Source organism: Mesorhizobium sp. M1E.F.Ca.ET.041.01.1.1 (assembly GCF_003997355.1).
GTDB lineage: Bacteria > Pseudomonadota > Alphaproteobacteria > Rhizobiales > Rhizobiaceae > Mesorhizobium.
The window spans coordinates 1-1900 of sequence record NZ_RZSL01000873.1; the positions used below are offsets into that span (position 1 = coordinate 1).

A 1900-nucleotide genomic window follows, 5' to 3' on the forward strand; every position below is an offset into this window, starting at 1 on the left:
TTCCTGGCGCCCGTCCTGACCGCCGCCAGCGGCCTTGCCGGCAGCGAGGGACATCGCCTGGCGGCGTTGCTGCTGGCGACGCTTGCCGGCTGCGCGTCGCTGTTCAACATCGCCAATCTGGTGCCGGTGTGGAAGTTCGACGGCGGCCAGGTGCTGCGCCAGATCTGCCCAGGGCCACTCGCGCTCGCGCTGGCGTCCTTCCTGCTGCTCTCCGCCCTGTTGGCGCTCGGCTGGCGCGCCGGTTTCCCGCCCGGCTTCCTGCTCATCGCCGGAGCGGTGTTCTCGATGCTCAGCCTGCTCACCGTGGGCAGCGGCGTGAAGCCGCGTCACGAGCTGAAGCCGATCCGAGCCGTCGATCGCCTGGCCATGGCCGGCGCGCTGCTCGCGGTCTTTGCCATTCACGGCTATGGTGTGCTCTGGGCTTCGGCGCAGCTCATGTAGAGTGTGCTGACACGTTTTCGACTCGGCCTGACCTGAATCTCAGTACACCCTAGGCCGGAGCGGGGTTTAGCCTGCCTTTCGGGTCAGTTCGGCGACCGGGGCCGAGGCAGGCCCGAACACGTCCTCGAAGGCGGATTTCAGCGCGAGGTCGAGGTCGGCCATGGTCACGGGCAGGCCGAGGTCGACGAGGCTGGTCACGCCGTGGTCCGAGACGCCGCAAGGCACGATGCCGCTGAAATGGCCAAGCTCCGGCTCGACATTGATGGCGATGCCATGGAAGCTCACCCAGCGCCGCAGCCGGATGCCTATTGCCGCGATCTTGTCCTCGGCCGGCGAGCCATCGGGCAGGGCAGGGCGATCCGGCCGCACCACCCAGACGCCGACCCGGTCCTCGCGCCGCTCGCCGCGCACGTTGAAGGCGGCAAGTGTTTCGATGATCCACTCTTCGAGCGCTGCGACGAAGGCGCGGACATCCTCGCGCCGGCGCTTCAGGTCGAGCATCACATAGGCGACCCGCTGGCCGGGGCCGTGATAGGTGTATTCGCCGCCGCGCCCGGCGGCGAAGACCGGGAACCGGTCGGGCTCGATCAGGTCTTCGATACGCGCGCTGGTGCCGGCGGTGTAGAGCGGCGGATGCTCGACCAGCCAGACCATCTCGCCGGCCGCGCCGCTGCGGATCGCCTCGGCGCGGGCTTCCATGAAGGCGAGCGCATCCGGATAGGCGGTCAATCCGGGCTCGATCACCCATTCGACCGGCGCCGAACCGGGCAGGGGCAGGAACGACGTGGCGATCTGGCTGCGTTCTGTCATGGAACTTTCGATCTTCGACTATGCATGCCGTTATCCCAAAACCGCCTTGCACTTTTGGGCGACATGCATTTGCCAATCATATGGCGGCAATCGGCCGAAACGTCCAGTTCCGCCGGCGTGAAGCCGGGTCGTGAAGGGTTGTGCATATCTGCGGCGATTATTCCGCACGGCGCACTTGTTTCGCCGGAAGCGATTTGCTACAGGCCCCGGGCCGGACGGTTCCGGCTCCTACCACGTGCGGTCGTGGCGGAATTGGTAGACGCGCAGCGTTGAGGTCGCTGTGGGGCAACCCGTGGAAGTTCGAGTCTTCTCGACCGCACCAAACTCCTCCCCGAAAGTTTCTTTTGACGGCCGGCGCCGTCCATGTCGGCAAGCTTCCAGCCGATGACGGCGACATCGAAGCCGGCCTCCGCCGCCAGGTCCAGGAACTGCTTGCCGCTCTGCACGGCGTTCACCAGTTCGAAACGTCCATCGCATTCCAGCATTTGGCGGAGTGCCGACACGACGAGCGGATTGCGTTCGGCGCCGACAACGCGCACGCGCTACCCGCCGACTGCTTCGTCGAAGCTGTTTCGGTACACTGGTAGCGGCGCGTGGCACCCTGCTTCATTCAAACGGACGAGGACAGTGGACAAGCATGCCCCTAGCG

General features: G+C 66.2%; 2 protein-coding genes, 1 tRNA gene and 1 pseudogene. 3 read left to right on the forward strand and 1 reads right to left on the reverse strand.

Features of this window, described 5'->3' with window-relative positions:
• Positions 1 to 441: pseudogene (locus EOA38_RS35280) on the forward strand (site-2 protease family protein); the annotation flags it as partial.
• A 66-nt stretch (positions 442 to 507) separates the two neighbouring features.
• Here the strand turns inward: EOA38_RS35280 and lipB are convergent.
• Complete coding sequence (gene lipB, locus EOA38_RS35285) at positions 508 to 1251, reverse strand: lipoyl(octanoyl) transferase LipB (RefSeq protein WP_126093222.1); 744 nt, start codon at positions 1249 to 1251, stop codon at positions 508 to 510.
• A gap of 237 nt (positions 1252 to 1488) precedes the next feature.
• Between lipB and EOA38_RS35290 the strand changes: the two genes are divergently transcribed.
• Both EOA38_RS35290 and EOA38_RS39525 read left to right on the forward strand, forming a co-directional pair.
• Positions 1489 to 1573 (forward strand) — tRNA-Leu (locus EOA38_RS35290).
• A gap of 22 nt (positions 1574 to 1595) precedes the next feature.
• On the forward strand, positions 1596 to 1838 hold the full coding sequence (locus tag EOA38_RS39525) for a hypothetical protein (protein WP_189349998.1): 243 nt from the start codon (positions 1596 to 1598) through the stop codon (positions 1836 to 1838).
• Positions 1839 to 1900 lie beyond the last annotated feature (62 nt).